Below are 26,671 nucleotides of genomic sequence, written 5' to 3' on the forward strand. Positions count from 1 at the left end.
CAAACCGGAACTCGCAGCTTGCGAAAAGCCATTTTCAGACACGCTCTGTACGGCAGCCTCACCTTTTTTATTTTGAAAGGAGTTTTTTTCATGCAATCTGCAAATGACCTGAAACAGCTTTTATTCAATATCAATCGCAAAAGCTATCCCGCCTATAAATCCACCCGCGGTGCCTATCAGTTTCCGCGCTACACACTCTCCATCGACCACGTCCAGGGCGATCCGTTCGCCGCTCCGTCGCGGGTCAGCGTTCATATCAGCGGCAAAACCGCTGCGTTTCCGGCTTTTCTCTACGACACATACGAAAAGCGCGTCGCCCTCCAGGATTACCTGCTGCGCCAGTTTGCACGCGCCATCGCACCGTATTCGTTCCGCGCAAAGGGCTCCGGCAAAAGTGGTCTGCTGGGGATAAGCCGCTGCGGGCAGGAAATTCTTGAGCGTACTGCCTGTGTTCTGAATCCTTCCGACGGCAGTCTTATCATCAACATGGAAATCGGCTTTCCGGCCAACGGCCGCACCATCGCCTCGCAGGAGCTGATCCGCATTCTTTTCGACTTTCTGCCCGGCTGCGTAGAAAAATCGCTGTTCTACCGTGCTCTGGATCCGAAAGCATGCGCCAATGTCGCCCGGCTCTGTGAGGACCAGCAGGCGATCCGCGCCGCATTAAAAGAAAAAGGACTCACTGCCTTCATCGCCGACGGCTCCATTCTCCCGCGCGAGACCGGTGTTTCCGATCTGCCGATGAAGCACGCCGTTCCGTTTACCTCACCGGAATCCCTGCGCGTTACCCTCGATCTTCCAAACCGCGGACCTGTTTCCGGCATGGGAATTCCACTCGGTGTCACACTGATCGTAGGCGGAGGCTTCCACGGAAAATCCACCCTGCTGCAGGCGCTTGAGCGCGGCGTATACAACCACATCGCCGGGGACGGCCGTGAATATGTCATCACCGATGCAAGCGCCGGAAAGCTCCGCTCCGAGGACTCCAGAAGCATCAGCAACGTCGATATCTCCCTCTTCATCCACGATCTTCCCGGAAAGAGCGACACCACCTCATTTTCGACTGCAGATGCCAGCGGAAGCACCTCGCAGGCTGCCAACGTGATCGAGGGCATCGAATCCGGTACGAGCCTCTTTCTGATCGATGAGGACACGTCCGCCACCAACTTTATGGTGCGCGATGAGCTGATGCAGCGCGTCGTTGCCGACAGCGAGGAACCGATCACACCGTTTATCAGCCGCGTGCGGGATCTGTATGAGAAGCTCGGCATCTCGTCGATTCTCGTTGCCGGAAGCTCCGGTTCTTACTTCCACGTGGCAGACACTGTCATTCAGATGAAAGAATACGTTCCTTATGACATTACGGATCGCGCGAAAACCACAGCCGCGGAATTTCCGCCGTTTACTGCCTCCGTGCGCCCTTTTTCCGTTCCAGCCTTCCATCGCTGCCCGCAGCCGGGTAAAGGCCTGACGGGAAGTGACCGCACGAAAGTCAAGGTCATGGGCCGGGAATCCATCCTCATCAACAAATCTCTGACGGATCTGCGCGCCGTGGAACAACTCACGGACAGTGAACAGCTGAACGGGCTGGCTGCGCTTCTTTTAGAAGCAGCGGAGCACAAGATGGACCGTAAGAAAACACTGGTGCAGGTAGTGGATCTGCTGGAAAAACAGATGGATGAAAAAGGCCTTGCTTCTCTTCTCGCTCCTGGAAGACCCAGCGACCTGGCACGGCCGAGACGGCAGGAAATCTTTGCATGCCTGAACCGGTGCAGGGAACTGCGGTTCTGAGAAAATTTGTAACAATTCAGAGCCATAAAAAATCTTCAGGCAAACCTTGTTCTTTTCAGAATCTATCGGTTTGGCTGAAGATCTTTTTTATCTTTTATTTTTCAATTATTTATTCCCCGCAGATCCGCACAATCGCCTCCGCGAAGATCACAACGCATTCTTTCAGGCATTCGATTTCCACGAACTCGTCTGCTCCGTGCATACGGTTGTCGACTTCAAGGTCTGCGCATCCAAACGCAACACCGTTTTTCAGATGATGCACATACGTTCCGCCGCCGATCGCAAATGGTTTGCCTGGTTTTCCAGTGACATCCGTGTAGCACTGCAGCAGGGTCTGGACAAACGGGCTGTCGGCCGGGACGTGGTGTGGTGGGAACATTCCGCTGCCTTCCATGGAGAAGCCGCCTTTTTTCATGTTCTGCCCGGCGGTATCGTACAGGTTTTCTTTTGTCGCGCAGATCGGGGCGCGGCAGTCGTAGGAACCGGTCAGGGTTTTGCCGTCGTAGTTCATGAGGTCGAGGCTTAAGGTGAGCTCGCCGGACTCTTCATCTGACATGGCGACACCGAGGCCTGCACCTTTGCCGTCGCCGTGCGGGTAAACTTTTGCAAGGAAACTGATGTCGTTTTTCAGTTCACTCTCTTCCATTCCAACGGATGCGAGAAGCTGCAGCAGTGCAGTCAGTGCGTTGTTACCCATTTCCGGGGTGGATGCGTGGGCGAAGGCACCGCAGGCGGTGATTTTTATATTGCCGTTTTCGGTGTCTTCCAAAACGAAGGAAACACCGGTCTTCTGCTCTGTTTCATCAGCGCAGGCTTTCAGGTCTTCTTTTGCCATGCCGGCAAGCTCTGCATATGCTTTGCCTGGTACAACGTTCAGTTTGGTGCCGGCCTGTAAGGATACGAGGCGCACGCCTGTCGTTCCGGCATCGGATGTTTTTTCGAAGTGGCCGCGCATGCCGCCTTTTTCAATGTTGATGACCGGGAATTCGGCATCCGGTGAGAAGGTGCATGGTGCTTCCACTTCTTTCTTATAATAATATTCGAGGTCAGAGCTTCCGCACTCCTCGTCGGAACCGAGGACAAGACGGACGTTTTTCTTTAATGGGTAACCGAGTTCTTTGACAGCGCGCATTGCGTAGATAGCTGCGATCGCCGGTCCTTTGTCGTCTGCGGTTCCGCGGCCGAACATTTTTCCTTCTTTGATGAGCGGGGTGAATGGATCGGTCTCCTGCCAGCCTTCGCCTGCCGGTACGACATCGAGGTGGGCGAGAATATCAAGGCCCTTTTCTTCCTGATTAAAGTCAGCTGCAATCGCGTAGTTGTCGTAGTTGGTTACGGCAAAGCCGTATTTTTCCAGAATTTCGATTCCCTGCGCCAGTGCTTCTGCCGCCGGTGCGCCGAATGGTTTGCCTGGCTCTGCCGCCTGTTTTTCGCTTGGAATCCGGATCAGGCTTTTCAGATCCCCGATCATCTCGGATTCGTGGTTTTCAATATATGTTCTTAATTCTTCTTTCCGCATCGTAACTTCTCCTTTTCTCTTCTCTGGCACCGTCGCAGTGCCGTTCTTTTCCTATCATAGCGCAAAAAGAGCAGAAAATCCACATTTTCTGCTCTTTTTCCAAATAATCATTTGTTTTTGTCCAAATTGACTGTAATTTCATAATAATCACACGGATGCGCCGTAAGCCCCGTCACGCCCTCGCCGGATACCATCGACATTTTGAGGTGTGATGCGAAGAAAAACATGTGGTCATCCAGCAGCGTCTGCGTCATCTCGATGGCCAGTTCGGTTCGTTTTTCGGTATCAAACTCGCCGCTTAACTGCTGCTCCAGCATCTCGAGTGTCTCACTGTAATAACCGCCGCGGTTCTTGGAGGAATCCTGCAGGCAGTGCGTTGTAAAGAAATACTCGGGATCGCCCGTCGGTGCGCTGACAAATGCGCTTACATAAACATCCCAGTTTCCTTTTTTCAGCAGTTCCAGATGATTTGCCGTGCACTGGATCTGTACTTCGATTCCGATTTTCTTCAGCGATGCCTGTGCACTCTCCGCGAGAAGCGGCAGTTCCTGGCGGCTCGGATACGTGAGCCAGCAGATGGTCAAGCGTTTTCCGTCTTTTTCCACGTAGCCGTCGCCGTCCTCATCGGTCCAGCCTGCTTCAGCCAGCAGTTCTCTGGAATACTCAAGATCATAGGACTCCTCCTGCACTTTGCTGTCGCCGAATGCAAAGTAAGAGGGGAACGGGCCTTCCGCCACGCTTCCGTTTCCTTCCATCAGCGTATTCACAAAGCCCTGCCGGTCGATCGCTCCGATGACTGCCTCGCGCACGCGGTCGTCCTGCAGCACCTCGGATGATCCGTTGAACTGTCCGAAGAAGGTACGCGACGTATCCGCCGAAGAAATCGTGTATGGTTCATCGCGGAACAGGATCAGATTGGAATACGGCAGGCCGTACGCCGCGTCGAGCTCGCCTGACTGTAACGCCATCGTCATCGTATCGCCGTCGCGGATCGTTTTTACTTCGATCCGGTCGAGCTTTGGCGTTCCGTTCCAGTAATTGTCATTTTTCATGAGCGTCAGTCCCTGATCCGTCTCCACCTGTACTGCGCGGTACGGGCCGGTTCCGGCGACATTGCCGTCATCCGTCACGCCTGCCTGCATATCAATGATGCATCCATATGGGTCAGACAGATAATTCAGAAGCGCCGGGACAGGCTGTTCGGTGTGAATCGTTACGATCAGGCCGTCTGCCTCTATGCTCTCAATTTTCAGATCCCCGCATGCACGGTCATGTACTGCGATCAGATCCTCGAGACATTCTTTGACCGCCTCCGCGTCGAGAGTACGCCCACTCGTAAAGGAGATGCCTTCATGCAGTGTAATCCGCCATGTTGTATCGTCCACAATCTCATAGCTTTCTGCCAGCCATGGCTCGATCTCCATAGAATCGGAATAATGAAACAGCGTCTCACCGATCCCATAGCGGATACACGCCCAGCCGGAATAGCCGTTGTGCGGGTTGACATCGGACTCGTCGTTTTCGGCGTTGAATGTCGTGTCGCCGTATACGAAAACTTTTTCATCTGTACCATCTGCCGCTGTGCTCTGACAACCGGAAAACAGTACCACCGCCAGAATGCCGCACAAAACATATGCAATTTTTTTCCTTCTGCCGTTCTTTCTCTGCATTCTGTACTTCTCCTGTTTTCGCAAATGGCACCACCATTTCCGCTGTCTGATTTTCTGTTTCAACAGTTTTCTCACAGACTATACTCCATCAACAGTTTCGTGTATTCCTCTTTCGGGTACTCCAATACCTCCCGCGTCTCCCCCTGCTCCACGATTTTTCCCTGCCGCATGACAATCACACGGCTGCAGAGTTCCCGCACCAGCGCAAGGTCGTGGCCGATCCACAGCATCGCAAGTCCTTCTTCCCGCTGCAGTTTTTTCAGCAGTTGAACGATCTGCGCCTGTACCGCCGCATCGAGCGCACTCGTTGCCTCGTCGCAGATCAGAAGAGACGGCTGCACAGCAAGAGCCCGCGCAATTGCGGCTCTCTGGCACTCTCCGCCGCTCGTCTCGCGGGGATAGCGCATCGCCGTTTCCGAACTAAGTTCCACTTTTTTCAGCAGCTCCGGCAGATGAAGACACGCCTCTTTCCGGCTCATTCCCTGATTCCGAAAAGCTTCCAGAATCCCGGTTTCGAGCGTCTGCATTGGATCGAAGGAATCCTGCGGGGTCTGGAAGACCATCTGTATTTTCCGGTAAACTTCGCGCTGCCGCCTGCCTTTTCTTCCGAGGATTTCCTCGCCTTCCAACAGAACGCTGCCTGCATCCGCCTGGACCAATCCGGTGATCAGACGGGCCGTCGTGCTTTTTCCGCATCCGCTCTCCCCGATCAGGCCAAGACATTCACCCGCATCCAGTGTGAAGCTGATGCCGTCCACGGCGGCAAATTCCGTTTCCCGGCCGGTTCCAGCAAAGTTTTTGCTTAAGTTGTTTACTTCCAGCATGTTATGATTATGCATCGTTCTTCCCTCTTCCCGGCACAGCCGCAAGGAGATTTTTTGTATATTCGTCCTTTGGGTGATCGAAAACCGTCCTTGTCTCCCCCTGCTCCACGATGTTTCCATCCTTCAAAACAGCAACCCTGTCTGCCATCTGCTCGAGAACCGCAAGATTGTGCGTCACCAGCACCATCCCCGTCTGCTCTTTCTGCTGCAACGCCTGAAGCTCCCGCAGCACCTGCGCCTGCGAAACCACATCGAGTGCACTCGTCGGCTCGTCCACCAGAAGAAGCGACGGATGCAGCAGCATTGCGAGCGCAATCCCGACGCGCTGGTTCATGCCGCCGGAGAGCGACGATGGATAGCTGTTCCAGATCGTCTCGCCATCCGAAAGCCCCATATCCGCAAATCGCTGGAGCGTCATATCTTTGATTTCTCTGCGGCTTTTTCTGCCAGACATTCTCCCAGAAATCGGGGTGATGAATCCGCAGCGTTTCTCATGGGCGCGCACGCTTTCACAGATCTGTGTTCCGATTTTCCGGGTCGGACAGAATGATGCCCCTGTATTCTGGAAAATCATACCAATTTCTGAACCGCACAGACTCCGCAGCTTCTTTTCGGACATGCCCGTCAGCTCCTCTCCGCGAAATGTGATCTGCCCGCCGGTGATGGAACCATTCTTTCCCATCAGCCGCAGGATCGCTCGCAGCAAGGTACTTTTTCCACTGCCCGACTCCCCGGCGATGCCGACGGTTTCTCCTTTTTCGACGGAAAAACAGATGTTATTTAAAATTTGCTCCCCCTCATAACAGACAGAAAGGCCGCTGATTTCCAGCAGTTTTTCGCTCATGTTTTTGCTCCCTTTGTTTCCATTTTCGTTTGCCCCTTATCCCTGATCCACCGTTTTCCGTACCGCCTCACCAAGCAGATTGCAGACAAGAACGGTCAGAAAAATCGCCAGTCCCGGCGCCAGAATGACCCAGGGCGCGGTCTGCAGCATACTTCTTCCGTTGCTCATCATCGCTCCCCACTCCGCCGACGGCGCTTCCGCACCAAGGCCGAGGAAGGACAGACCCGCGATTTCCAGCATCATCGTTCCGATATCAAGCACCGCTGTGACAATCGTCTGCCCCGCAAGATTCGGCAGAATATGGCGTCTGATCATCTTCCATGTTCCGTTTCCTGTAAGGCGCGCCGCCGCGATGAACGGCATGTGTTTCAATGCCAGCACATGGTTCCGTGCAAGCCGTGCATATTTCGGCCAGGAAACAAGGATCAGCGACACAACGGCTCCCGTCATGCCGCTCTGCAGAACGCCGGAAAATGCGATTGCAAATACCATACCCGGAAAGGCCAGAAAAATATCGGAGATCTGCATCAGAACCGTATCCGTTTTACCTTCCAGCCAGCCGCTGAAAATTCCGGCGAGTGTTCCGATCAGAGCGCTTGCCGCAACGACAAGAAGTGCTGAAAAAATGCTGACCCGCGCGCCGGAGAGAATCCTTGAAAACAGATCTCTTCCATAGCGGTCCGTCCCCATCCAGTGCGCCGCGGACGGCGGAAGAAGGGACAGTTCCAGATTCTGCTCATACGGATCGTACGGTGCCAGATGGGCCGCACATGCGGCAAACAGCAGCAGCGCACCGGCGAGGATGCCATAAAAGGATCTTTCTTTTCTGTTCTTTTTTCATCGCATTCCCTCCAGCTTCGCCCGCGGGTCCAGTGCACCCATCATCAGATCAGCAATGAGATGCAGCAGCAGATAGATCGCCGCCATCCACACCAGATATGCCTGAATCACGGGAATATCGTGCATGGAAACGGCATCCACGGCCATTTTTCCGACACCATTCCACATGAAAATCGTCTCAACGATGGCGGTTCCTCCAAGCAGCGAACCGGCGGATAAGAATAGCAGCGTGACCATCCGAAGCAGCACGGATTTTAATACATTTCCAAACAGAATCCGGTTTTCACTTAACCCACGTGCCCGTGCACCCGCCACGTACTCCTGCTCCAGCTCTGCAAGCACGGCAGAACGCACCTGACGGGTGTATTTTGCCGTCATCGAAACCGCAAGCGTCGCCGCCGGAAGCACACAGCTTTTCCATCCCTTTCCCATACTGAGAACCGGAAAAAGATTCCATTTCAGCGAAAAGAAATACAAGAGAAGAAGTGCAGTGAAAAACCCCGGAAACGAATTACCTGCAAAGCAGAACAGGCTGATACTGCGGTCCGCCCATGTATTCTGATATTTTGCACTTAAGATACCGAGCGGAAACGAAAGACAGACCGTCATGGCAAGCGCCAGCGCCGCAAGTGCAATCGTTGCGGGCAGTTTTTCGCAGAAGCTTACAAGCACCGGTTTGCCGGAAACGTACGACTCCCCGAAGTCACCGCGCAGGGCGTTTTTCAGCCATTGCAGGTACTGGACAGCTTTCGGCTCATTCAGTCCCAGCTCCTCCCGCAGCGCTTCTTTTTCCGCCTCCGACATCACGCCGCCGCTGCTGCTCTCTTTTAAATCCACCGCATCGACCGAGGAAAGTCCCGTCAGCAGAAAAGCGAGAATCGTCACGCCGAGGAATACCGGAATCAGGCGAAGCAGTCGTTTTAACAGATATTTTTTCACAAATACTCCTTTACTGCTTCACGGCACAAATCGAAAACATCGGTGCCGGGTTATAGAACTCGTCTTTTTCCAGATAAATGCGTTTTCCAAGGCTCGTATCAATGCGGATTTCTCCCGCTGTGTTTTCGCACAGCACCGCCACATCGTACGCCGGCCGGTTTTTGCGGCTGATCGGGAGCTGTGATTTGATCCGTTCGCACTCTTCGAGCATCTCGTTTCCAACCTTGAAATGGGCATGCGCCTCCGGAAGTCCCTTTGTATCTGCAACGTCTTCTTTTCCGTAATTGGCATCGAAGTTCAGCAGCACACCGCCCGTTTTCAGCACACGCATCCACTCGCCGTAAGCATGCTCCGCATTCGGCAGCGTCCACGTCAGGTTTCGGGAAATGACAACATCGAACGTTTCATCCGCAAACATCGGATTTTCCGCGTCCATGACCTGGAAGCAGCAGTCGGCATTCTCTTCTTCGGCGAGCTGGATCGCATTCTCAATCATCTCTGGTGTCAGGTCGATGCCGAAGACCTCGTGGCCCTCTTTTGCCAGCAGGATCGAGAAAAATCCGGCTCCGCAGCCCACATCAAGGATCTTTAACCGTCTTCCCGCCGGGATCTGTTTTTCAATCTCTTTCATCCAGCGCTTCGCAATCGGGTTCGCAAGTTCGGAGCGTCTCTGCTCTAAAAAGCTCTCGCTCCGCTTCTCCCAGTAATGGACAATCTGCTCTTTGCGGTCGTCGTACTCCGGCTCGCGCACAATTCTTCCGTAAGCAACGACAGGGCCACCTTCTGTTACCTGCAGACTGCCCGTCTGGTACAGCACCACACCGGTATACTCGGCACGGCATGTCTCACGGAGTTTTCCATTATAATCACGGATCGTTCCGAGCAGTGCGCCCTCTGCAACCATATCGCCCGGTTTTGCCGCCGGATACCAGAGGCCGTCTTCGGAAGCCGCCTGATAGCGGACATCCGTCACCTCTATCGGCACGTAGTTCCGCACATCGCGGCGGATCTGATACATGCCGAGGCTGCTTAAGATATTGCGCACATCACGCTTGTCGGAATTGACCTCCTCGGAAGTCCAGGCTCCCATGCCGCCGCGCTCTAAGAGGATGCTCGCGATGCCCTTGGACGCCGCGTAGTTGTACGCTCCGCCTGATGACACCATGGAACGCACCATGTACGGAACATCCACCTGCTCCGCCATTTTCCGCGAAATTTCTGTCACCTCCTGCGCCGCTTTTCCGGCGTAATAGACATACGGCGTCAATGCTTCGAAATCATCGCCGCTGTGGAGATCAATATAATAATCCGCCTTCGGATAAACTTCTTTCGTAATGGCCCACGCCAGCCGCTCCATCTCGGTTCCGTTTGGATTGCCCGGAAATACACGGTTCAGGTTTTTGCCATCGGAAAGTCCGAGACTGCCCGCACGGTTTTCAAAAGCAGGACGGTTTAAGACCTTTAAAATCACGATCGTTCCAACCGTTTTTTCCGGCTGAAGCTCCGCTCCCAGTTCCACACACGCCTGAATGCCGACGTATTCCCCGGAATGAACGCCGCCGGTGATCAGCATTGTTTTTCCCGGAAGTTTTCCACAGATAATCGTTCCCGGAAGCACGATATCCCCATTCGCAAAGGAGATATCCCCCTGATATTTTTCGCCACGGCGTACGGTCACATCACCAAGCTGGAAGGACTGCTCTGCGCTTTTTTCCGCGCGCACCAGAAACATCGGTGTCGATGCATAGTTCAGTCTCTCTTCCTCGCTCCAGACGCGCTTCCAGATTTCGGAATCGGTCTGGATGGAACAGACGCCGAGGGATTCGAGCACCTTCGTATCCCACGCCGGCCGTTCCATCGCAGAGAGCGGCACCTGGCGCGCAATATTTTCCATGCGGTCAATGTCCGTGCACAGATAATGGTCGTCGAGCTGCTGCTCTTCCACTTTCTTCCGGTCTGCCTCGTACGCTTCTTTTTTCTCCTCGTCATAGAGATAACCGTACCAGTTCGCATCAAAATTGAGCAACACGCCGCCCGGTTTCAGGACACGCATCCACTCTTGGTATGCCTGCTCCGGCTTTTCCAGATTCCAGGTCAGATTTCTGGAAATGACAACATCAAAGGTCTCATCCGCAAACTCCAGATTCTGTGCATCCATCCGCTGCAGCGTCACGCGCTCCAGACCGTATTTCGTATATTTTCCCAGATTCTCTTTCGCCTTTTCCAGCATCTCCTCCGTGTAGTCAACAGCCGTCACCGTATAACCTGCCTCCGACAAAATCATCGGGAAGAATCCCGGGCCGGTTCCGATATCGAGAATCTTCATCTCTTCTTTCTTTTTCTCTGGAAACTGCTCCTCTAATACATGCAGCCACGCTTCTCTCTGGCTTCCCGCCAGTTCTTTTTCATTGACCTCAGAATACCCCTCCGCACGGGTTCCCCAGTAGGAGGCAATTTCCTGTAATAATTCCTGTTCCATATCTTCCGCTTCTTTCTTCTTTTTCTTAACTTTCCCGGCGCGGCCGTTTTCCAACCGCTCAAATATCCCTTTACTCTACCAAAAATCGGCCTTTTTCACAAGCCCCCACGGGGGATATTCTTAACGCCGGCGCAGGGTATTCAGGTGATCGGCAGCGCGGATCTGATTATCTGCGGACGTCAGACAACCGACGGCGATACCGCGCAGGTCGGCCCTTCGATTGCGGAACATCTGATGATCCCGCATGCCGCCTGGGTCGCAGAGGTTACCAATGTCACGGATCATTCCATCACCGTCCGTCAGGATCTTGTGAGTGTTTCCCAGGTTTCCGAACTCCCTTATTCGTGCCTGATTACCATCGAGTTTCGCGAGCGCGAGCTGATCGACATTTTGTTTCCGGATATTTTTAAAGGAGAACCGTCATTCACTCGGTTCTCCTTTATATTGCCAGAATACCATCAGCTTTCTTGTCGCCGTATCCTCGCTGTATGTATATTTTACGGACCCGAGTCCGTAATAGCTACAAAGATAGCCGGAAGCCTTATCGAGAAGCTCCGGTCGGGCTTCCATGACCTGCGCCATCAGATCATCGGTGGCAAATTTAAATTCGGAATACTCTTTTGTCTCTTCAATATCCGTCTCCATTTCCCACAGAATCTGCGTCGCATCAAATGTATCCATGTACCGGCCGATCTGGCGGTAATACTCGAGGTCATCTGCATTGCACGCCGGGAGCGGCAGATTCGCATCCGCCTGATGCGTGTCCGAAAATTCCGCATCGGAAACGCAGAGAAAATCGTAGTAGATCAGGTCGTCCGGCAGATTGTACTCGCCGCTCTCGCCCTCTGCGAATACCGGATCGCCCCAGGTTACATCGACGTTGTAATAATTGTCTCCGCACTTTACGATATTCCAGCCGTGCGCCTCGCCGGTGTCTGTCGTTCCCGTCACATAAATGACCGGGATGTCCAGGCGGTTCATCAGATACTGGAACGTTCTGGCATAGCCTGCGCAGACCGTCTGTCCGTTCACAAGTCCGCTGTAGAGTGTCTGATTCTCCGGCGCATCTTTCACATAATCAATCTGCCGGATACATTTTTCAAAGACAGCCTTAATCTTCCCATAGTCATCCATCGAACGGTCGATATCACTTAAGAAATCATTTCCCGCCCCTTTGACCTGGGTCTGGCGGCCTGTGATCTCCTCCGCAGAAATCGTGTATTCTGGAACTACCTCACAGTAGTTTTTCGGCTCACCGTATCCCGTGACATGTGATGCTCCGTTGATCCAGCAGTACTCCGGGTAATCCATATAGACCCATCCGTAAACCTCCGCCGTCACATCGGGATCGCCGCCTTTTGTGATGATGGTTTCCTGGTGTTCCGCGATTCCCTGCACCAGTTCGCGGTAAATCATCTGTCTGTTTTCATCGAGCTGGCTGTAATAATACCGCTTCGCCAGCTCCTCCCCATCTGTATTTTCCGCCTGAAACTGTGTTGCGCCATTCTCTGACAGACCATTGTTTTCGTCTGCCGTCTGTGAAGCAGTGCTGCTGTCCGCTCCGCTTCCGTTCTGCGCGGGATCGCTCTCATCAAATTCTCCGAATACCAGATAAGCCGCCAGCAGGGCAAGCATAAGCGGAAGCAGCGCCCGCAGCGGTCTCTTCCGTCTTCGTCTGTGTCTTCTCTTTGCCATTCTTCTTTTCTCCCAGATACGTTAAAACGCCGTCACACAGTGCATCCGCCACCTTTTTCTGGTACTCCTTTGTGTTCAGGAGCGCTTCCTCCTCCGGATTTGAGAGGAATCCGCACTCGCAGATCACCAGCACTGCGTCTGTCTTCTTCAGCATGTAATACGTTTTGTTTCCCTTGGCTTTCCTGTGATTCGCCGGATCGAGCCCCGCGACCAGTGCAGCCTGCATGCAGAGCGCCAGTTTTTCGCCTTCTTTTGAATCCGTATAATAAAACACCTGCGCCCCTTTGACCGCCGCATCCGGGTAGCTGTTCTGGTGAATGCTGATCACACAGTCCGGCTTTTTTTTATGAATCAGCTGCACGCGCCGCTGCAGATCCTGCACTTTCGCATTCACGGCTCCCGGATTGGAGAGATCATCCTCCCCTTCCCGCGTCATCACCACAAGGATTCCCTGCTTTTCCAGCTTCTTTTTCAGCAGACGGGCAATCGCAAGGTTGATGTCCTTTTCTTTGACACCGTTTGCCCCGATTTTGCCGGGATCGTCGCCGCCGTGGCCGCTGTCCAGCACCACTACTTTTGTGGCTGCCTTCTGTGCTGCCACCAGCCGTGCGCCCTCGCGGGACAGAACATACGCCGCCGAAAGCAGAATCACCGCCATCAGCCATTCCAGTTTTTTCCCTTTTTCCAAATAAAAAGCCCCCTGCTGCAAATTTCCTTTCTTGGTCATTTTATGCAGCAGCGGGGCAGGTTACAACTCTTATTGCTTCCGGTTACTCTTCCTCATCTTCTTCATCATGCGCGCGATTCGGGATTTCATCCTCTTCTTCGTCGTTGTCATCATCGAGATAATCCGGCTCATTTTCGAAATCGATGACTGCGGAATTTTCGACGATTTCGTCTTCTTCCTCTGCTTCTTCTGCGGTATCTTCACGGTCTGGCTCTGCGGCTGTTTCTTTTGCCTCTCCGGGAAAGATACTTTTTACCGGATCTTTCATGAAGGTTTCCACTTCCGATGCAGAACGTTTCATCTCCTCACGCATTTTTTCGATGCCGGCAAAGGTCTCCTCAAAAATTCTGCGATTCTTCTCGAGTACACTCGTCATGGTTTCCATCTCGGCGTAAATCTTCTGGTATCTGGTGTTGGCTTTCTGCAGCTCCGCGTCCATATGGCTCTGGATTTCTTCTGCTTCGGCCTGCAGTTTTTCTTCATAAACAGCAGCCAGTTCCTCGCCCTTCTGACGTGCGCTCTCTACCATGTATTCGCACTGTTCCTTCGTCTCGCGGCGCTGCTTTGCACAGGATTCCTTTGTCTCTTCCCGCTGTTTCCGGCAGGACTCGTTTGTCTCCTCTCTCTTTTTGCAGCACGCCTCATCCGTTTCCTCCGTTTTCTCGCGGCAGGACTCGTCCGTTTCTTCGGTTTTCCGGCGGCAGGCTTCCTCGGTCTCTTCTTTTAGCTTTCTGCAGCTCTCCTCTGTTTCCTGTGTCAGTTTTTTCGCTTTCACCTGTGCCTCAAACACAAGGCCGCTGATGCTGTCATAATTGTCGATATAGCTCTGGTATTTCTCATGAATGTTTTTTTCGAGCTCCTCGATTTTATCCTCACGCTCGCGGATCTTGCGGTTCAGCTTCTCGATTTCCTGCTCTTTTTCCTCGATCTTCGCTTCCAGTTTCTTCTGAGCGGCATACGCCTGATCTTTCAGGTTCTGCACTTTCGTCATGACATCGTCCTTATCGAAACCGCCCATCAGCGTTGTTTTAAATAATTCTTCGTGATTGTTTTCTGACATGTATACTCCTCCTTCGTGCCCGGGCTTTTATCATTCCCCTTATCCTTCCCGGACTCCTCGTCAACTGTTTGTTTCAATATATTCTGAAATCAGACTCCAGACGTCTGCGCACTCGAATCCGAGCTTCCACTCTGCCACTCCGGCGAGATCGGCGCTTTGGATCACTTTCAGTTTTTCCTCCATGGACTGCTCATCCTCCATCCAGATCGTGTATCTGGCATCGGAAGTTTCTACCGTTGCCACATTCTGGCCAAGGGATGCATCCCAGGTTTCTGTCATCTGATTCTCTTTGGCATAGTTTTTGGCGCCATCCATGCCCAGCACCTCGCTGGTAATGGCGCTCTGTCCGAACTTTTCCGTCCAGACACGGGTATAAAACGGGATTCCGCAGATCACCTGATCGGCAGGCATCACCCGCGTCATCTCCTCCACGGCCTGCTGTACGAACGGGAGGGATGAAACAGAGCCTGCCTCCTCGCTTCCCGCGAAATGCTCGTCATAGGCCATGACAATCATATAGTCCACAAATCTTGCCTGCTCGCCGCGCTGATAATACATCGTGTAAGCCTGCGGTACCGGCGTATCGACTGACACCACAAGATTCTGTGCATGCGCCGCGCTCGTTAGTTCCCGCAGAAACTGCAGGTAATGCGGGATTCCGGCCTCTTTCAGATTCTCGAAATCCACGTTGATGCCGTCCATGCCGCACGATGCTGCCTCGGCGAGCAGCTGCTCAATGATTCTGCTGCGCACGGATGCGTAGGCAAGATCGGTTGTTTCGTCAAATGCTTCATTAAAGTTATCAATCAATCCCCAGACTTCCCGTCCCGCGTCATGCGCCAGTTTCACGTAATCGGCGCTCGCAAGGCTGGAAATCGTACCGGTTTCGTCTGTCACGGAAAACCAAGTCGGTGAAATCACGTTCACGCCGGTCATTTCTGCTGTCATCTCTGCCATCGCGTCGTTCGACTCGGTCGATGTGCTCTGATGCCAGACCAGATTGATTTTGTGATCCCGTGTAATTCTTTCATAGGAATCTTTCTTTGCCGTCCGCGCTTCGATGGCCTCCGGCTCGGAGATATCCTCTGTCTGGATGTATCCGGTATAGCCGTCCGCCGTCATGACTTTGCACCAGTTGTCCAGATTTTCCAGATACAGCAGGGTGTCTCCCTTCTGTACATCCGCAAGAATCAGACTCTTGATGCCGCCCTTCTGGCGCACCTGCGCGGTGTCTGACTGTACCGTCGCCTGCTCCACGCCGTCCCATTCATTCCGGATTACAACACGGTTGGGATCGCTGTAATATGCATAGTCGAGATCTGTGTATTCTTTTACGACATCCAGCGAAATGTAAACCGTTCCGTCGCTCTCCTGCTGTACGGCAGGCTGTCCGCCCGGTGTTTTGGCAACGGCCGCATCGCCCGGAAGCAGTGTCTGCACGCCGCCGCTCGTTGTAAGCAGGATTCCTTTTGTTTCTTCATCCCAGTAGAAGCAGCTGTTCAGCTGGGATTCTACATATGTGTACGCCGCATACGGCTCTCCTCCGATAAGGACGGCCTGCTCTTCCAGAAGTTCTCCGTTCTGGATCAGCGCAACGCTGTTTTCGTCTGTCAGGTTAAAATATTCGTTCCCGGCCATGTATTCGGTTCCGGGTTTATATCGGTTTATCAAAAATGAAACAACGCCTGCTGCACCGACTAGCACGATCAGAATCAGTACGACCAGTACCGGCGCTGCTTTTTTCTTCTGTTGCTCCTTCATGTGTTCTTTTCCCCTTTTCTTCGCTCTGAAGATCTCCCCACTTGCGCCCATTATAACAAAAAAAATACCCAATAGCAACCGTTATGCGCAAGGGAACCGCATGCGAGTCAGAAAGTATCGTTACAGTTCACTGGTTCCCAGCGAACTGTAACATTCGCAGCCCTCATTTAAAGTTTTGCTTCGCAAAAGGAGGGCTGCTCACACCTGAATCATGTTCTTACGCAGCGAAACAGCAGGTGTTTCACTGCTGATTGAACAGTAACGAAAGTATCGTTGCTTTTTGCTATTGGGTATTTTTCAGAAAATCTGTTTAAAAAGTTTTGTCGATTGTTTGTTTCATGGCTTATTTGCAGTTGTGACGTACAAAAAAGAAAGCCCCATCGATCCGTATGAAATACTTTTGTTTTTAGTTTCAATGATCATGTTTCGCGGGGACGCCTTCTTATCCGATCCGTTTTTTCTGTGCCTGCTTCCGGCCGGAGTATGCACCCTCCGGACAGAAGCAAAGGTTTCCCCAACTCCCATTATACTTCAAACCGGGGGAATTACAAATAAAGTTTGTCCCTTCATTTCTGAAAAAATTATGCGAAATGTAAAAAAAATCTTAAGTTCTTTACTTCTTTCCGTGATGTGTTATACTATATCGTAAGCAGCCCTATTTATATAAGTAAAGAGTAATTAAGGACGTGAGAGTTATGAAAATAGAAAAAATCAATGATAACAAGATCCGCTGCACACTGACCAGCGCCGATCTTGCCGAAAGAAATTTAAAGCTCAGCGAACTGGCTTACGGCACGGAAAAGGCCCGCAGCCTGTTTCAGGATATGATGCTTGAAGCCAACCAGCAGTTCGGCTTCAATGTGGATAATGCCCCGCTCATGGTCGAGGCCGTTCCGGTGGCTCCGGACAGTATTGTCCTCATTATCACCAGAGTCGAGGATCCACAGGAGCTCGACACCCGCTTCGCCAAATTTGCTCCATCCGGCGACGATACGGACGGACCGGAACCGGTACAGTATTCCGGCGCGGACGACATCATCGACCTGTTCCACAAGCTCTGCGATGTGAAGAACAAGGCACAGGAAATCGCAAAGAAAGCGGCACAGAAGGAAAACGAAAAAGAGCCTGCAGCATCCGAGGAAAAGAATGTGGATCTGGTACGCACCTTCCACTTCTCAACCCTCGACGATGTCATCAGCTCCGCAAAAGCGCTGAACCAGTATTTTACCGGCAGCAATTCCCTCTATAAGAACAAGGCAGATGCCAACTATCAGCTCGTTCTGCACCAGTCCGGCTGCAAACCGGAGGAATTCAACAAGGTCTGCAACATTCTTTCTGAGTACGGCAGACAGGAATCCTTCTCCCTGGCCGCTGAAGCATTTCTGCTGGAACATGGAAATGCAATGGTAAAAGAGAATGCTCTGCAGGAGCTGGCTTCTCTGTAAGTTTTGAAACGTATGTATAAAAAAAGGAAGTCCGCGAAGGACTTCCTTTTTTGTACGTTCCGTACAAATTACTCTTCTGTGATAGCCTCGGTTGGACATACGCTTGCGCATGTTCCGCACTCAACGCATACATCCGGGTTGATTTCGTAATGGGAATCTCCCTCAGCGATAGCCTCTACTGGACATTCTCCAGCGCAGGTTCCGCAGCTTACACATTCGTCTGTGATTACATATGCCATGATCTTATCCTCCTTGTAGATTTTTTGGCCCTTTCGGTACTATCCACATTGTAAACGATTGCCCTCTGAAATACAAGTACAAAATTATAAACATTCTATAATCTTATGAATTTGTTCTTGCATTCCCCCCGGGGGTACGCTATAATCAAAATAGCCGTCAAAATCGGAACGACGGGTATATACACATTTAAAGGAGGAACTTTAAGATGGCAAAGATCTCGAAAGACATGACAATCGGCAAGTTAATCGCAATGGATACAAATATCATCGGAATCCTGATGGGAGCCGGCATGCACTGCATCGGCTGCCCTTCTGCACAGGGTGAGTCCCTGGAAGAAGCAGCTATGGTTCACGGCCTGGACGCTCAGGTTCTGGAAGACCAGATCAACGATTATCTGGCTGCAAAATAAGCCGGATTTCCGCGTGGATCCAAAAAGAACGCCTCTCACAGGCGTTCTTTTTTTCTGTCCGATTTACCCATTGTTCCGATGGCCCCGTTTTGCTTTCGTCCGTTTTCCTTTCTGCTCCAGCGTCGCCGCTGCTTCTCTCCGGCTCTGCTGGTGGCGGCGGATCGCCTCATCCACACGGCGGCTCCGCTCTTCCTGGCGCCGCTTCTGTATCATCTGATCAAGCAGACGGCCGAGCACGCGGTAAAACTCCGTCTGACGCTCCTCCTCTTCCTGCCGCATCACAGTGTCCGCCAGCTGTTCTGCTTCCCGCTCGGGCAGAAGATCGACAACCACCTCCGGCACTTCGTCCGCTTTTCCCGGTATTGCCGGATCCGGCTTCTCCTTTGCCGTCTCTGCCGCTTCCGCCGGAAACGCTTTGATCTCCGCCGTTGCCTGCACCAGCTTCGGCATCAGCTCGCGGATCGCTTTCAGGTGAAGCCCCTTTTTCTTCAGTTCCCGGATTCCCAGAAAAATCTGAATGTCCTGCGCAGTATAGCAGCGGTGTCCCAGCGAATTGCGGTGGATTTCCATGCCGAGCTCGTCCTCCCAGTACCGGAGCACATGCGCTTTCTCCCCGGTCAGCTTCTCCGCCTCCGTGACCAGATACGTTCTATTTTCCATACGGCAGCCACTCCCTTCTTCCCTTTATTATAGGATCTGTTATCCCCTGCCGCAAGAAAATCTCATCGTAATATTCCGACAATTTCATACAATTATACACAAAGAACGTGCCGCAGGACTATCCCACGACACGTTCTGACACATAAAATATTTTCTTTTATCTCTCTGCATTCGCAAATTTCGTATAATCCGGCAGCCAGACCAGATTGACGGTTCCGATCGGGCCGTTTCGCTGTTTGGCGATGATGATTTCCGCGATTCCCTTATTCTCGGAATCCTTATTATAGTAATCATCTCGATAGATAAACATAACAACGTCGGCATCCTGCTCGATCGCTCCCGACTCACGCAGGTCGGAAAGCATCGGACGGTGGTCGGTACGCTGCTCAACAGCCCGGGAAAGCTGGGACAGTGCAACAACCGGCACATTCAGCTCTCTCGCGAGTGCTTTTAAGGAACGGCTGATATCCGAAATCTCCTGCTGACGCGATTCCGAGGAGCTCTTTCCGCTTCCCGACATCAGCTGCAGGTAGTCAATGATGATGATATCAAGACCGTGCTCCAGCTTGTATTTGCGGCATTTCGACCGCATCTCTCCGATCGAGATACCAGGTGTATCGTCGATCATCAGTCGGGATTCACCGATCATGCCGGCGCTCTCGATCAGCTTGCTCCATTCGTCGTCTTTCAGGTTTCCGGTTCTCAGATGCTGGGAATCTACTTTCGACTCCATCGAGAGCAGACGGTTCATCAGCTGCTCCCGCGACATCTCGAGACTGAAAATCGCAACGGCTTTGTCTTTCTTAAACGCCATATACTGCGCAATATTGAGGACAAACGCCGTTTTACCCATAGACGGACGTGCCGCAATCAGGATAAAGTCAGAGTTCTGCAGACCCGATGTCTTGTAGTCCAGATCCGTGAATCCGGTCGGAATACCCGTGACATTTCCCTTCGTCTTCGATGCACGCTCGATGTTCTCCAGCGTATTGATGACAACCTGGCGGATCGGCATGAAGTCTCCGGAATTCCGCTGGCCCAATAACTGGAACATCTTCTTTTCCGTCTCCTCCATGATGACTTCCACCGGCTCTTTGTTCAGATAGCAGTCATTCTCAATCTCTTCTGTCAGCTTAATGAGACGGCGCAGCACCGCTTTCTCGCTGACGATGTTCGCATAATGGCGCACATTCGCCGAAGTCGGCACCGCATTTAAAAGATCGCGGACAAACTCCATCGAACTGATCTCCGGCGGAACATCCTTTTCACGCAGGCGGTTCTGCAGGGTGACCAGATCGACCGGTTTTCCCTCATTGAACAGCTCCACCATGGCATCAAAAATGACGCCGTACTGGTGCTGGTAAAAATCGTCGCTCGTCAGGATTTCCGATGCTGCCATGATGGCTTCGCGTCCCATCAGCATGGAACCGATGACCGACTGCTCCGCCTCGATGCTGTGCGGAAGGATTCGTTTAATCAGTGCTTCTTCCATAGAATTATGCTTCTTTTACGATAACTTTCAGCTTTGCAGTTACTTTGGTATGCAGGCGGATCGGCACTTCTGTCGTTCCGAGAACCTTGATCGGGTTCGGAAGCTGCATTTTCTTTTTGTCAATGTCGTATCCAAGCTGTTCTTTGGCTGCTTCTGCAATTTCTTTTGCCGATACACTTCCGAATACTTTTCCGCCCTCACCGACTTTGATGGCTACGGTAACCTGTTTTCCCTCGATTTCTTTTGCGAAAGCCTGTGCCTCGGCAAGCTGCTCTGCTGCCACTTTGTCCTCGTGTGCTTTCTGCAGTTTCAGTTCATTCAGGTTCTTTGCGGTTGCCTCGATGCCAAGCTTTTTCGGCAGAAGCATGTTTCTTGCATATCCATCACTTACGTTTACAGTCTGTCCTTTTTTACCAAGTGCTTTTACGTCTTCCAGTAAGATAACTTTCATATCAGATTTCTCCTCCATCCTGCATTTCTGTTAAGGTTGATTTTAGGAGGCTGCGCGCCCCCTCCAGATCGACGGTCTCAAGCTGGCATCCTGCCATATTCAGATGACCGCCGCCGCCCATCCGCTCCATGATGATCTGTACATTGACCTCATCAATCGCGCGGGCGCTGATATAGATCACGCCTTTATACTCGGTCAGTACAAAGGACGCCTTGACACCGACAATGTTCAGCAACTCGTTCGCCGCCTGTGCTCCGACCACCGTCGGGCTGTCCACATAGTCGCTCGGGCATTCGGAAATCGCGAACTGGCCGCGGAACAGCTCCGCATTGCGGATCGTCTCTCCTCTTGCCTTGTAATCGTTCATATCCTCACGGAACAGCTTGCGCACACGCGTCACATCCGCACCGCAGCGGCGCAGGAACGCTGCCGCCTCGAACGTGCGGACACCTGTTTTCTGCATAAAGTTGTCGGTATCGATCATGATGCCGGCATAGATGCTGTCCGCCTCCACGTTCCGGATGCGGATTCCCTCGGTAAAATACTGGAGAATCTCGGCAACCATCTCGCTCGCGGATGATGCATACGGCTCAATATAGGAAAGCACCGAGTTGCGGATCGTATCGCTTCCCTGCCGGTGATGATCCAGCACGACGATCATTTTCGCCATGTACAGCAGATCCTCACACTGTGTGATGCTCGGCTTGTTCGTATCGACCACAACGAGCAGCGTGTTGTCGTCCATGATCTCTTTCGCCTCATGGTTGTTGACAAACATGTCCGCCTCATAATCCTGGTTGTCGCTGAACGTATTCATCAGCGGAATGATCGAGCTGGTCGGGTTGTCGATGACGATGTACGCTTTTTTATTCAGCGTTTTCGCCGCACGGTAGATACCGATGGCCGCACCGAACGAATCGGCATCCGGCAGGCGGTGTCCCATGACAACGACCTTCTCTTTCGTGTTCATAAATTCTTTCAGCGCGTGCGCCTTGACGCGGGCTTTGACTCTCGTATTCTTTTCCACAGCCTGCGTTTTTCCGCCGAAATACTGAATCTTCGAACCGTCCTTTAAAACGACCTGATCGCCGCCCCGGCCAAGAGCCAGGTCGATCGCGATTTTCGCATACTCGGAGTTTTTCGCAAACGATCCAGCATCTGCTCCGATACCCATACTGATTGTGACCGCCATCTCGTTTCCGATGTTGATGGTCTTGACGTCCTCGAGGATATCGAACTTTTTCTCTTTCAGTTCATTTAACGAACTCCGGCGCATGACCACGATGTATTTGTCGTTCTCATACCGCTTCACCAGTCCATCGAGATCGTTGAAATATTTGTTGATCTTTCGCTCGACCAGTGCGGTCAGAAGGGAACGGCGGACCTCCTCGACGCTCTCCAGCGCCTCGTCGTAGTTGTCCAGATACAGAAGACCGGTGACCATCGTTTCGTCCTCGAATTTCCGCATATACTCGCGGAGCTCCGTCTCATCGAACAGATACAGTGCCTGAATAAAATAGCCTTTGATATCTGTGTTGATCATCTCCGAATTCTGGATCAGCTCGTCGATGCAGACGCTTTTTACATGGGCACGGAAATTCTTTTCGCCGTAAGCCACGTTGATGTCGGTCTCCTCCTCATTTTTCGGCAGCCGCTCGACCGTCAGCTCCGGAAAAATGGTGGCGATACATTTATGATACTGTGTATCCTTCCCTGTGATTTTTGTAAACTCTTTGTTGACCCAGAGAAGTTTTCCCTGCGAATCCATAACGGCATAGGGCAGCGCCAGTTCCTGGATCAGATGCTTCTGAACCTGGCCGTATTCAGTCGCAAAGGTAATCAGCTCGTTGATCACCTGCGGACGCTGTCTGTAATAGAGAACTGCGGCTGCGATCACATAGACTGCAAAAAACAGCGTGAACCACATTCCTGCCATCACATCCACAAAATACATGCCGATATTCATCACAAGCATCAGGATGGACAAAATCAGCGGCCATCGAAGATAGCTCCGCAATTGGCCGCTCAACTTCATTTTGCTTTTCATTTCCTAACACCTTTCCAACGTTGCGTGTTGTATTTCGCTCCTGTCTTTCCGATTATACCACTTTGACCTGTACTTTGGCAACAAGATACTTCTGGATACAAAAAAGGTACCCGCCCTTTTCGGGCAGATACCTCCATTTATTTACCGATTCAAAATGAACGTTCGGACAGTGCTTAGCGCAAGTCAGAATCAATCATCTACGTACGGCATAATAGCCATATGTCTTGCTCTCTTAACGGCTACTGTTACTGCTCTCTGATGTTTTGCGCAGGTTCCAGTTACACGTCTCGGCAGGATTTTACCACGCTCGGATACATATTTTTTCAGTTTAGCTGCATCCTTGTAGCTGATCTCTTCTCCACCACAGAAAACACAAACTTTTCTTCTTCTGCGGGCCGGTCTTCTGGAAGCTGGTCTTTCACTATTATTATAAGCCATGATCAATCTCTCCTTTTCTATCAATTAAATGGCAATTCTTCGTCAATGCCATCGGGAATATTCATAAAACCATCGGCGCTGCCCAGGTCAGATGTATTCGCGGACGGAGCCGGATTGTTATGCTGCGGTGCGGAGTATCCTCCGTTGTTTCCACCTGCATTTTTGCTCTCTGCAAACTCCTGCTCTTCTACAACTACGTCTGTCGTGTAGACCTTCTGGCCTTCACGGTTGGTGTAGCTTCCGGTCTGAATGCGGCCGGTGATGGCGATCTTCGTTCCCTGACGCAGGTATTTCTCTGCAAATTCTGCCTGGCGGCCGAAAGCAACGCATCCGATAAAGTCTGCGGTTGCGGAATCGCCGTCTCTGCGGAATCTGCGGTCAACAGCCAGTGTATAACGGGCTACCGCTGTGGAGTTTTCTCCAGCAGAGTATCTGACATCGGGATCTCTGGTCAATCTTCCCATCAATATAACTTTATTCATTCGCTTACCTCTTAAGCTTCCTTTTTAACGACTAAGTATCTCAGTACGTTATCCATAATACGCATATGGCTCTCGATCTCTGCCGGAGCTGTTGCGTCTGCTTCAAACTGAATAAAGTAGTAATATGCTTCACGCATATGCTGAATTTCGTATGCAAGGCGTTTTTTGCCCCACTCTTCTACTTCGCCAACTGTTCCGCCGTAACGGGTTACATAACCTTTGGCTTTCTCAACTACAGCTGCGCGTTCCTCTTCTTCAAGTTTTGCATTCACAACCAGTGCTAATTCGTACTTGTTCATGCTTTACCTCCTTTTGGACTTTTTGGCACCCCATTTTCATTATGGGGAGCAAGGAATTATTTTTATACGTCACAATTTGTTATTTTAACATAAAAAAGGGCTTATAGCAAGCCCTTTTTCGCGTGTTTTCTTGTTTTTTTCACGATATTACGCATCTTTTTTTCGTAATCCGCGGGTGTTTTTCTCGACCAGCTTGCGTGCTACCATGATCTGGTGGCCGCAGCCGGTGCATTTGAGACGGAAATCTGCGCCGACACGCAGGATTTCCCACTCGCTGCTGCCGCACGGATGCGGCTTTTTCAGTTTTACAATATCGCCTACTTCGTAATGTTCTGCCATGTTTCTTCCGCCTTATTTTTATATTTCCTGACACTTTCCGAGATTTTTTCTCAAGGTTCTCTCTGTATCATCAGAGCCGCACCTCCATTTTTCACAGCTCTGAATTTTCACACCCGGATACTGCCGAGCACCTGTCCGATCGGCTGCTGGATCAGAAGATCTGCGTTGTTGTCCATCGGTGTTGCACCTTTATTAATCAGGACCAGTGCATCGCCCCGAAAATACTGGAGAAGACCTGCTGCCGGATACACAGCAAGCGACGTTCCGCCGACGATCAGAAGATCGGCGGCCGCAATCGCGCGGATCGCTCCGTCGAGCACTTTCTCGTTCAGGCTCTCCTCGTAGAGAACGACATCCGGCTTGATCATGCCGCCGCATTTTTCACATCTTGGAACGCCGCTGCTCTTTCTCACCAGCTCTGTACCGCAGGCTGCCCCGCATTTCATGCAGTAATTGCGGTGTATGCTTCCGTGCAGTTCATACACTACTTTACTTCCCGCCGCCTGATGCAGTCCGTCAATGTTCTGCGTCACAACCGCTTTTAATTTTCCCGCCGCTTCCAGCTCTGCAAGTTTCTTATGCGCCGCGTTCGGTTTCGCGCCGACCGGAAGCATTTTGTCGCGGTAAAAAGCATAAAACTTTTCCGGGTACCGCAGGAAATAGCTGTGGCTTAAAATTGTCTCCGGCGGAACGTCATACTTCTGATGATAAAGGCCATCCACGCTCCGGAAATCCGGAATCCCGCTCTCCGTGGACACGCCCGCGCCGCCGAAGAATACGATATTTTCATGTGTATCAATCAATCTCTGCAGTTCTTCGATTTTTCTTTCCTCTTCCATCTGTCATTCCTCCTTCTGACCAATCATTACCGATTCCGCCGCACGCCCAGAACGACGAACCGTCCAGTCGTATCGCTCGCCGCACAGGTGGACAGCACAATAATATGGCTGTTTTCATCCATCTCCGGCTGCTCCACCGGGATCTCTGACCGTGCCGCCATGGTATTCAGATACTGTACAAACGCTTCACCCCCGCCGGAATGCAGCGTGTAGACATCACTGTCTGCCTCCGTATAAAAGGCAGAAAAAATCTGGTACACATCGTTTGATTCCGGCGTCAGCATCCAGAAATAGACGCTGTCCCTATATTTTTCCTGCTCCTTCATCTGTTTCAATTTTCCGAACATGGAGAGATTCTTCATATTATGACCGTAAACGATTGTGTTTCCATCACTGAAATCACCCTGATTCTGGTAATCGAGGAAAATGGAACCCGCAAAATTGCTCGTTCCCTCGTACGTCGTATGAAGATACGCATCGTTGTCCGGCCCCTGTACGACCGGGTAACTGATGTCGAGAGCTTCGATATAAAGCCATCCCTTCACATCCGGGTTAATCGCTTTTAAGGATTCAAAATCGACGGCAAGCGGCGGTTCTGTCGGATACGACAGTGGTTCCGGCTCCGGTTCGGAAGGCTCCGCCGGTTCGGATTCCGCCTGCGGCTCCTCTGTTTTCGTCGTTGCCGGTGTCTCCGGTGTTTTTGTAATTTCCGTCGTATACTGCTGCAGATCCCGGTATTCATCCGTGCCGGTCTTGTAATCCAGGTAAATGCCGATCAGCTTGTACCCGGAAAAGCAGAAAACAGCAAGTGCCGCTAAAAATACCAGAGTCCAAAGCGGATTGCCGCATTTTTTCTGTTTCTTTTTCTGTTTTCCCATGCGTCTCCTTTATCACTTTTTTACTGTCTGCGCTGTTTTCTGGAAGCGCTCTGAATTTGTCTCAATTATAAGCGTGCCCCTTTCTTTTGTCAACTTATGCCCCCGGAAAAGGATTGCACCCGCCTCCATCTTATGATAGACTAAAAGTCGACTGACAAGTCACTTGTGAATACAGTAACACACCACATACATGAGGAGGAAAATATAAGTAACTAAATATATTGTCAAATGTGATATAACGTGTTTAAATATATAAAAGGAGAATCATATTATGAACACATCAAATATCACAAACTACAAGCCGAAAGATTTTGCTGAACTGTTAGGGATATCTGTTAAAACGTTACAGCGTTGGGACAGAGAAGGAATTTTAAAAGCAAATCGAACTCCGACCGACAGGCGTTATTATACGTATGACCAATATCTTCAATTCAAAGGCATAAATATCGAAAATGATAAACGTCAGGCAGTTATTTATGCCAGAGTATCTACAAAAAATCAAA

Annotated in this window: 27 protein-coding genes; 4 read left to right on the forward strand and 23 right to left on the reverse strand. The window is 51.4% G+C overall.

Going from position 1 to position 26,671, the window contains the following annotated elements:
* The first annotated feature begins 90 nt into the window (after positions 1 to 90).
* Positions 91 to 1,791 (forward strand): ABC-ATPase domain-containing protein, encoded by a 1,701-nt coding sequence (locus DXA55_RS14385; protein WP_117814508.1) that lies wholly within the window; start codon positions 91 to 93, stop codon positions 1,789 to 1,791.
* Between the two features lie 109 nt (positions 1,792 to 1,900).
* On the opposite strand, the gene DXA55_RS14390 is transcribed toward DXA55_RS14385, so the two are convergent.
* The 12 genes from DXA55_RS14390 to DXA55_RS14440 form a co-directional block, all read right to left on the reverse strand.
* Complete coding sequence (locus tag DXA55_RS14390; RefSeq protein ID WP_117814509.1) at positions 1,901 to 3,310, reverse strand: Sapep family Mn(2+)-dependent dipeptidase; 1,410 nt, start codon at positions 3,308 to 3,310, stop codon at positions 1,901 to 1,903.
* Positions 3,311 to 3,417: 107 nt separating this feature from the next.
* Positions 3,418 to 4,980, reverse strand: a complete 1,563-nt coding sequence (locus DXA55_RS14395) for an ABC transporter substrate-binding protein (RefSeq protein WP_117814510.1) — start codon at positions 4,978 to 4,980, stop codon at positions 3,418 to 3,420.
* A 71-nt stretch (positions 4,981 to 5,051) separates the two neighbouring features.
* Entirely contained in the window at positions 5,052 to 5,819 is a 768-nt protein-coding gene (locus tag DXA55_RS14400; protein ID WP_022461627.1) for an ABC transporter ATP-binding protein, read from the reverse strand.
* The gene (locus tag DXA55_RS14405) at positions 5,812 to 6,648 is read right to left on the reverse strand and encodes an ABC transporter ATP-binding protein (RefSeq protein ID WP_117814511.1); all 837 of its coding nucleotides are present in this window, start codon (positions 6,646 to 6,648) and stop codon (positions 5,812 to 5,814) included. The genes DXA55_RS14400 and DXA55_RS14405 overlap by 8 nt, the downstream gene beginning before the upstream one ends.
* Positions 6,649 to 6,684: 36 nt before the next feature.
* Positions 6,685 to 7,452: a nickel transporter permease gene (gene nikC, locus DXA55_RS17365; RefSeq protein WP_199605848.1), complete on the reverse strand. Its 768-nt coding sequence runs from the start codon at positions 7,450 to 7,452 to the stop codon at positions 6,685 to 6,687.
* A 33-nt stretch (positions 7,453 to 7,485) separates the two neighbouring features.
* The gene (locus DXA55_RS17370) at positions 7,486 to 8,427 is read right to left on the reverse strand and encodes an ABC transporter permease (protein WP_199605846.1); all 942 of its coding nucleotides are present in this window, start codon (positions 8,425 to 8,427) and stop codon (positions 7,486 to 7,488) included.
* Positions 8,428 to 8,437: 10 nt separating this feature from the next.
* The gene (locus DXA55_RS14415) at positions 8,438 to 10,906 is read right to left on the reverse strand and encodes a methyltransferase domain-containing protein (protein WP_117814523.1); all 2,469 of its coding nucleotides are present in this window, start codon (positions 10,904 to 10,906) and stop codon (positions 8,438 to 8,440) included.
* A gap of 120 nt (positions 10,907 to 11,026) precedes the next feature.
* Positions 11,027 to 11,191, reverse strand: a complete 165-nt coding sequence (locus DXA55_RS18990; RefSeq protein WP_330415327.1) for a hypothetical protein — start codon at positions 11,189 to 11,191, stop codon at positions 11,027 to 11,029.
* A gap of 135 nt (positions 11,192 to 11,326) precedes the next feature.
* Positions 11,327 to 12,601, reverse strand: coding sequence for a transglutaminase domain-containing protein (locus tag DXA55_RS14425; RefSeq protein ID WP_117814512.1), 1,275 nt, complete (start codon positions 12,599 to 12,601; stop codon positions 11,327 to 11,329).
* Positions 12,498 to 13,289 carry an N-acetylmuramoyl-L-alanine amidase family protein gene (locus DXA55_RS14430; protein WP_330415328.1) on the reverse strand — a complete coding sequence of 264 codons (792 nt, stop codon included), beginning with the start codon at positions 13,287 to 13,289 and terminating at the stop codon, positions 12,498 to 12,500. Before DXA55_RS14430 ends, DXA55_RS14425 begins: the two co-directional genes overlap by 104 nt.
* Positions 13,290 to 13,371: 82 nt before the next feature.
* A complete protein-coding gene (locus DXA55_RS14435) occupies positions 13,372 to 14,388 on the reverse strand; it encodes a hypothetical protein (RefSeq protein ID WP_117814513.1) in 1,017 nt (338 codons plus the stop codon).
* Positions 14,389 to 14,448: 60 nt separating this feature from the next.
* Complete coding sequence (locus tag DXA55_RS14440) at positions 14,449 to 16,149, reverse strand: glycosyl hydrolase family 18 protein (RefSeq protein ID WP_158565096.1); 1,701 nt, start codon at positions 16,147 to 16,149, stop codon at positions 14,449 to 14,451.
* Positions 16,150 to 16,844: 695 nt separating this feature from the next.
* Between DXA55_RS14440 and DXA55_RS14445 the strand changes: the two genes are divergently transcribed.
* Positions 16,845 to 17,594, forward strand: a complete 750-nt coding sequence (locus DXA55_RS14445) for an adaptor protein MecA (RefSeq protein WP_117814515.1) — start codon at positions 16,845 to 16,847, stop codon at positions 17,592 to 17,594.
* 68 nt (positions 17,595 to 17,662) lie between these two features.
* Here DXA55_RS14445 and DXA55_RS14450 read toward each other — a convergent pair whose 3' ends face one another.
* Positions 17,663 to 17,833 (reverse strand): DUF362 domain-containing protein, encoded by a 171-nt coding sequence (locus tag DXA55_RS14450; RefSeq protein ID WP_022461616.1) that lies wholly within the window; start codon positions 17,831 to 17,833, stop codon positions 17,663 to 17,665.
* Positions 17,834 to 18,039: 206 nt separating this feature from the next.
* On the opposite strand from DXA55_RS14450, the gene DXA55_RS14455 reads away from it, so the two are divergent.
* Entirely contained in the window at positions 18,040 to 18,243 is a 204-nt protein-coding gene (locus DXA55_RS14455) for a DUF1858 domain-containing protein (RefSeq protein ID WP_117814516.1), read from the forward strand.
* Between the two features lie 63 nt (positions 18,244 to 18,306).
* Here the strand turns inward: DXA55_RS14455 and DXA55_RS14460 are convergent, their stop codons facing one another.
* The 10 genes from DXA55_RS14460 to srtB all read right to left on the reverse strand — a co-directional run bounded on the left by DXA55_RS14460 (position 18,307) and on the right by srtB (position 26,168).
* Complete coding sequence (locus tag DXA55_RS14460; protein WP_055220134.1) at positions 18,307 to 18,903, reverse strand: MerR family transcriptional regulator; 597 nt, start codon at positions 18,901 to 18,903, stop codon at positions 18,307 to 18,309.
* Between the two features lie 157 nt (positions 18,904 to 19,060).
* Positions 19,061 to 20,395: a replicative DNA helicase gene (gene dnaB, locus DXA55_RS14465; RefSeq protein ID WP_022461614.1), complete on the reverse strand. Its 1,335-nt coding sequence runs from the start codon at positions 20,393 to 20,395 to the stop codon at positions 19,061 to 19,063.
* A 4-nt stretch (positions 20,396 to 20,399) separates the two neighbouring features.
* The gene (gene rplI / locus DXA55_RS14470; protein ID WP_117814517.1) at positions 20,400 to 20,846 is read right to left on the reverse strand and encodes a 50S ribosomal protein L9; all 447 of its coding nucleotides are present in this window, start codon (positions 20,844 to 20,846) and stop codon (positions 20,400 to 20,402) included.
* A 1-nt stretch (position 20,847) separates the two neighbouring features.
* The gene (locus DXA55_RS14475; RefSeq protein ID WP_055228105.1) at positions 20,848 to 22,893 is read right to left on the reverse strand and encodes a DHH family phosphoesterase; all 2,046 of its coding nucleotides are present in this window, start codon (positions 22,891 to 22,893) and stop codon (positions 20,848 to 20,850) included.
* 189 nt (positions 22,894 to 23,082) lie between these two features.
* Positions 23,083 to 23,331, reverse strand: coding sequence for a 30S ribosomal protein S18 (rpsR, locus tag DXA55_RS14480; protein WP_022461611.1), 249 nt, complete (start codon positions 23,329 to 23,331; stop codon positions 23,083 to 23,085).
* Between the two features lie 20 nt (positions 23,332 to 23,351).
* Complete coding sequence (locus tag DXA55_RS14485; protein WP_055220137.1) at positions 23,352 to 23,813, reverse strand: single-stranded DNA-binding protein; 462 nt, start codon at positions 23,811 to 23,813, stop codon at positions 23,352 to 23,354.
* Between the two features lie 11 nt (positions 23,814 to 23,824).
* A complete protein-coding gene (rpsF, locus tag DXA55_RS14490; RefSeq protein WP_022461610.1) occupies positions 23,825 to 24,112 on the reverse strand; it encodes a 30S ribosomal protein S6 in 288 nt (95 codons plus the stop codon).
* A gap of 147 nt (positions 24,113 to 24,259) precedes the next feature.
* Positions 24,260 to 24,451 carry a DUF951 domain-containing protein gene (locus DXA55_RS14495; RefSeq protein WP_022461609.1) on the reverse strand — a complete coding sequence of 64 codons (192 nt, stop codon included), beginning with the start codon at positions 24,449 to 24,451 and terminating at the stop codon, positions 24,260 to 24,262.
* A 107-nt stretch (positions 24,452 to 24,558) separates the two neighbouring features.
* On the reverse strand, positions 24,559 to 25,290 hold the full coding sequence (locus DXA55_RS14500) for an NAD-dependent protein deacylase (protein ID WP_117814518.1): 732 nt from the start codon (positions 25,288 to 25,290) through the stop codon (positions 24,559 to 24,561).
* 26 nt (positions 25,291 to 25,316) lie between these two features.
* Positions 25,317 to 26,168 carry a class B sortase gene (gene srtB, locus DXA55_RS14505; protein ID WP_117814519.1) on the reverse strand — a complete coding sequence of 284 codons (852 nt, stop codon included), beginning with the start codon at positions 26,166 to 26,168 and terminating at the stop codon, positions 25,317 to 25,319.
* Positions 26,169 to 26,454: 286 nt separating this feature from the next.
* Here srtB and DXA55_RS14510 point away from each other — a divergent pair.
* On the forward strand, positions 26,455 to 26,671 hold a 217-nt coding region (locus DXA55_RS14510; protein ID WP_242998504.1), incomplete at its 3' end, for a MerR family DNA-binding transcriptional regulator.

Source organism: Blautia sp. OF03-13, from assembly GCF_003460685.1.
GTDB lineage: Bacteria > Bacillota > Clostridia > Lachnospirales > Lachnospiraceae > Fusicatenibacter > Fusicatenibacter saccharivorans.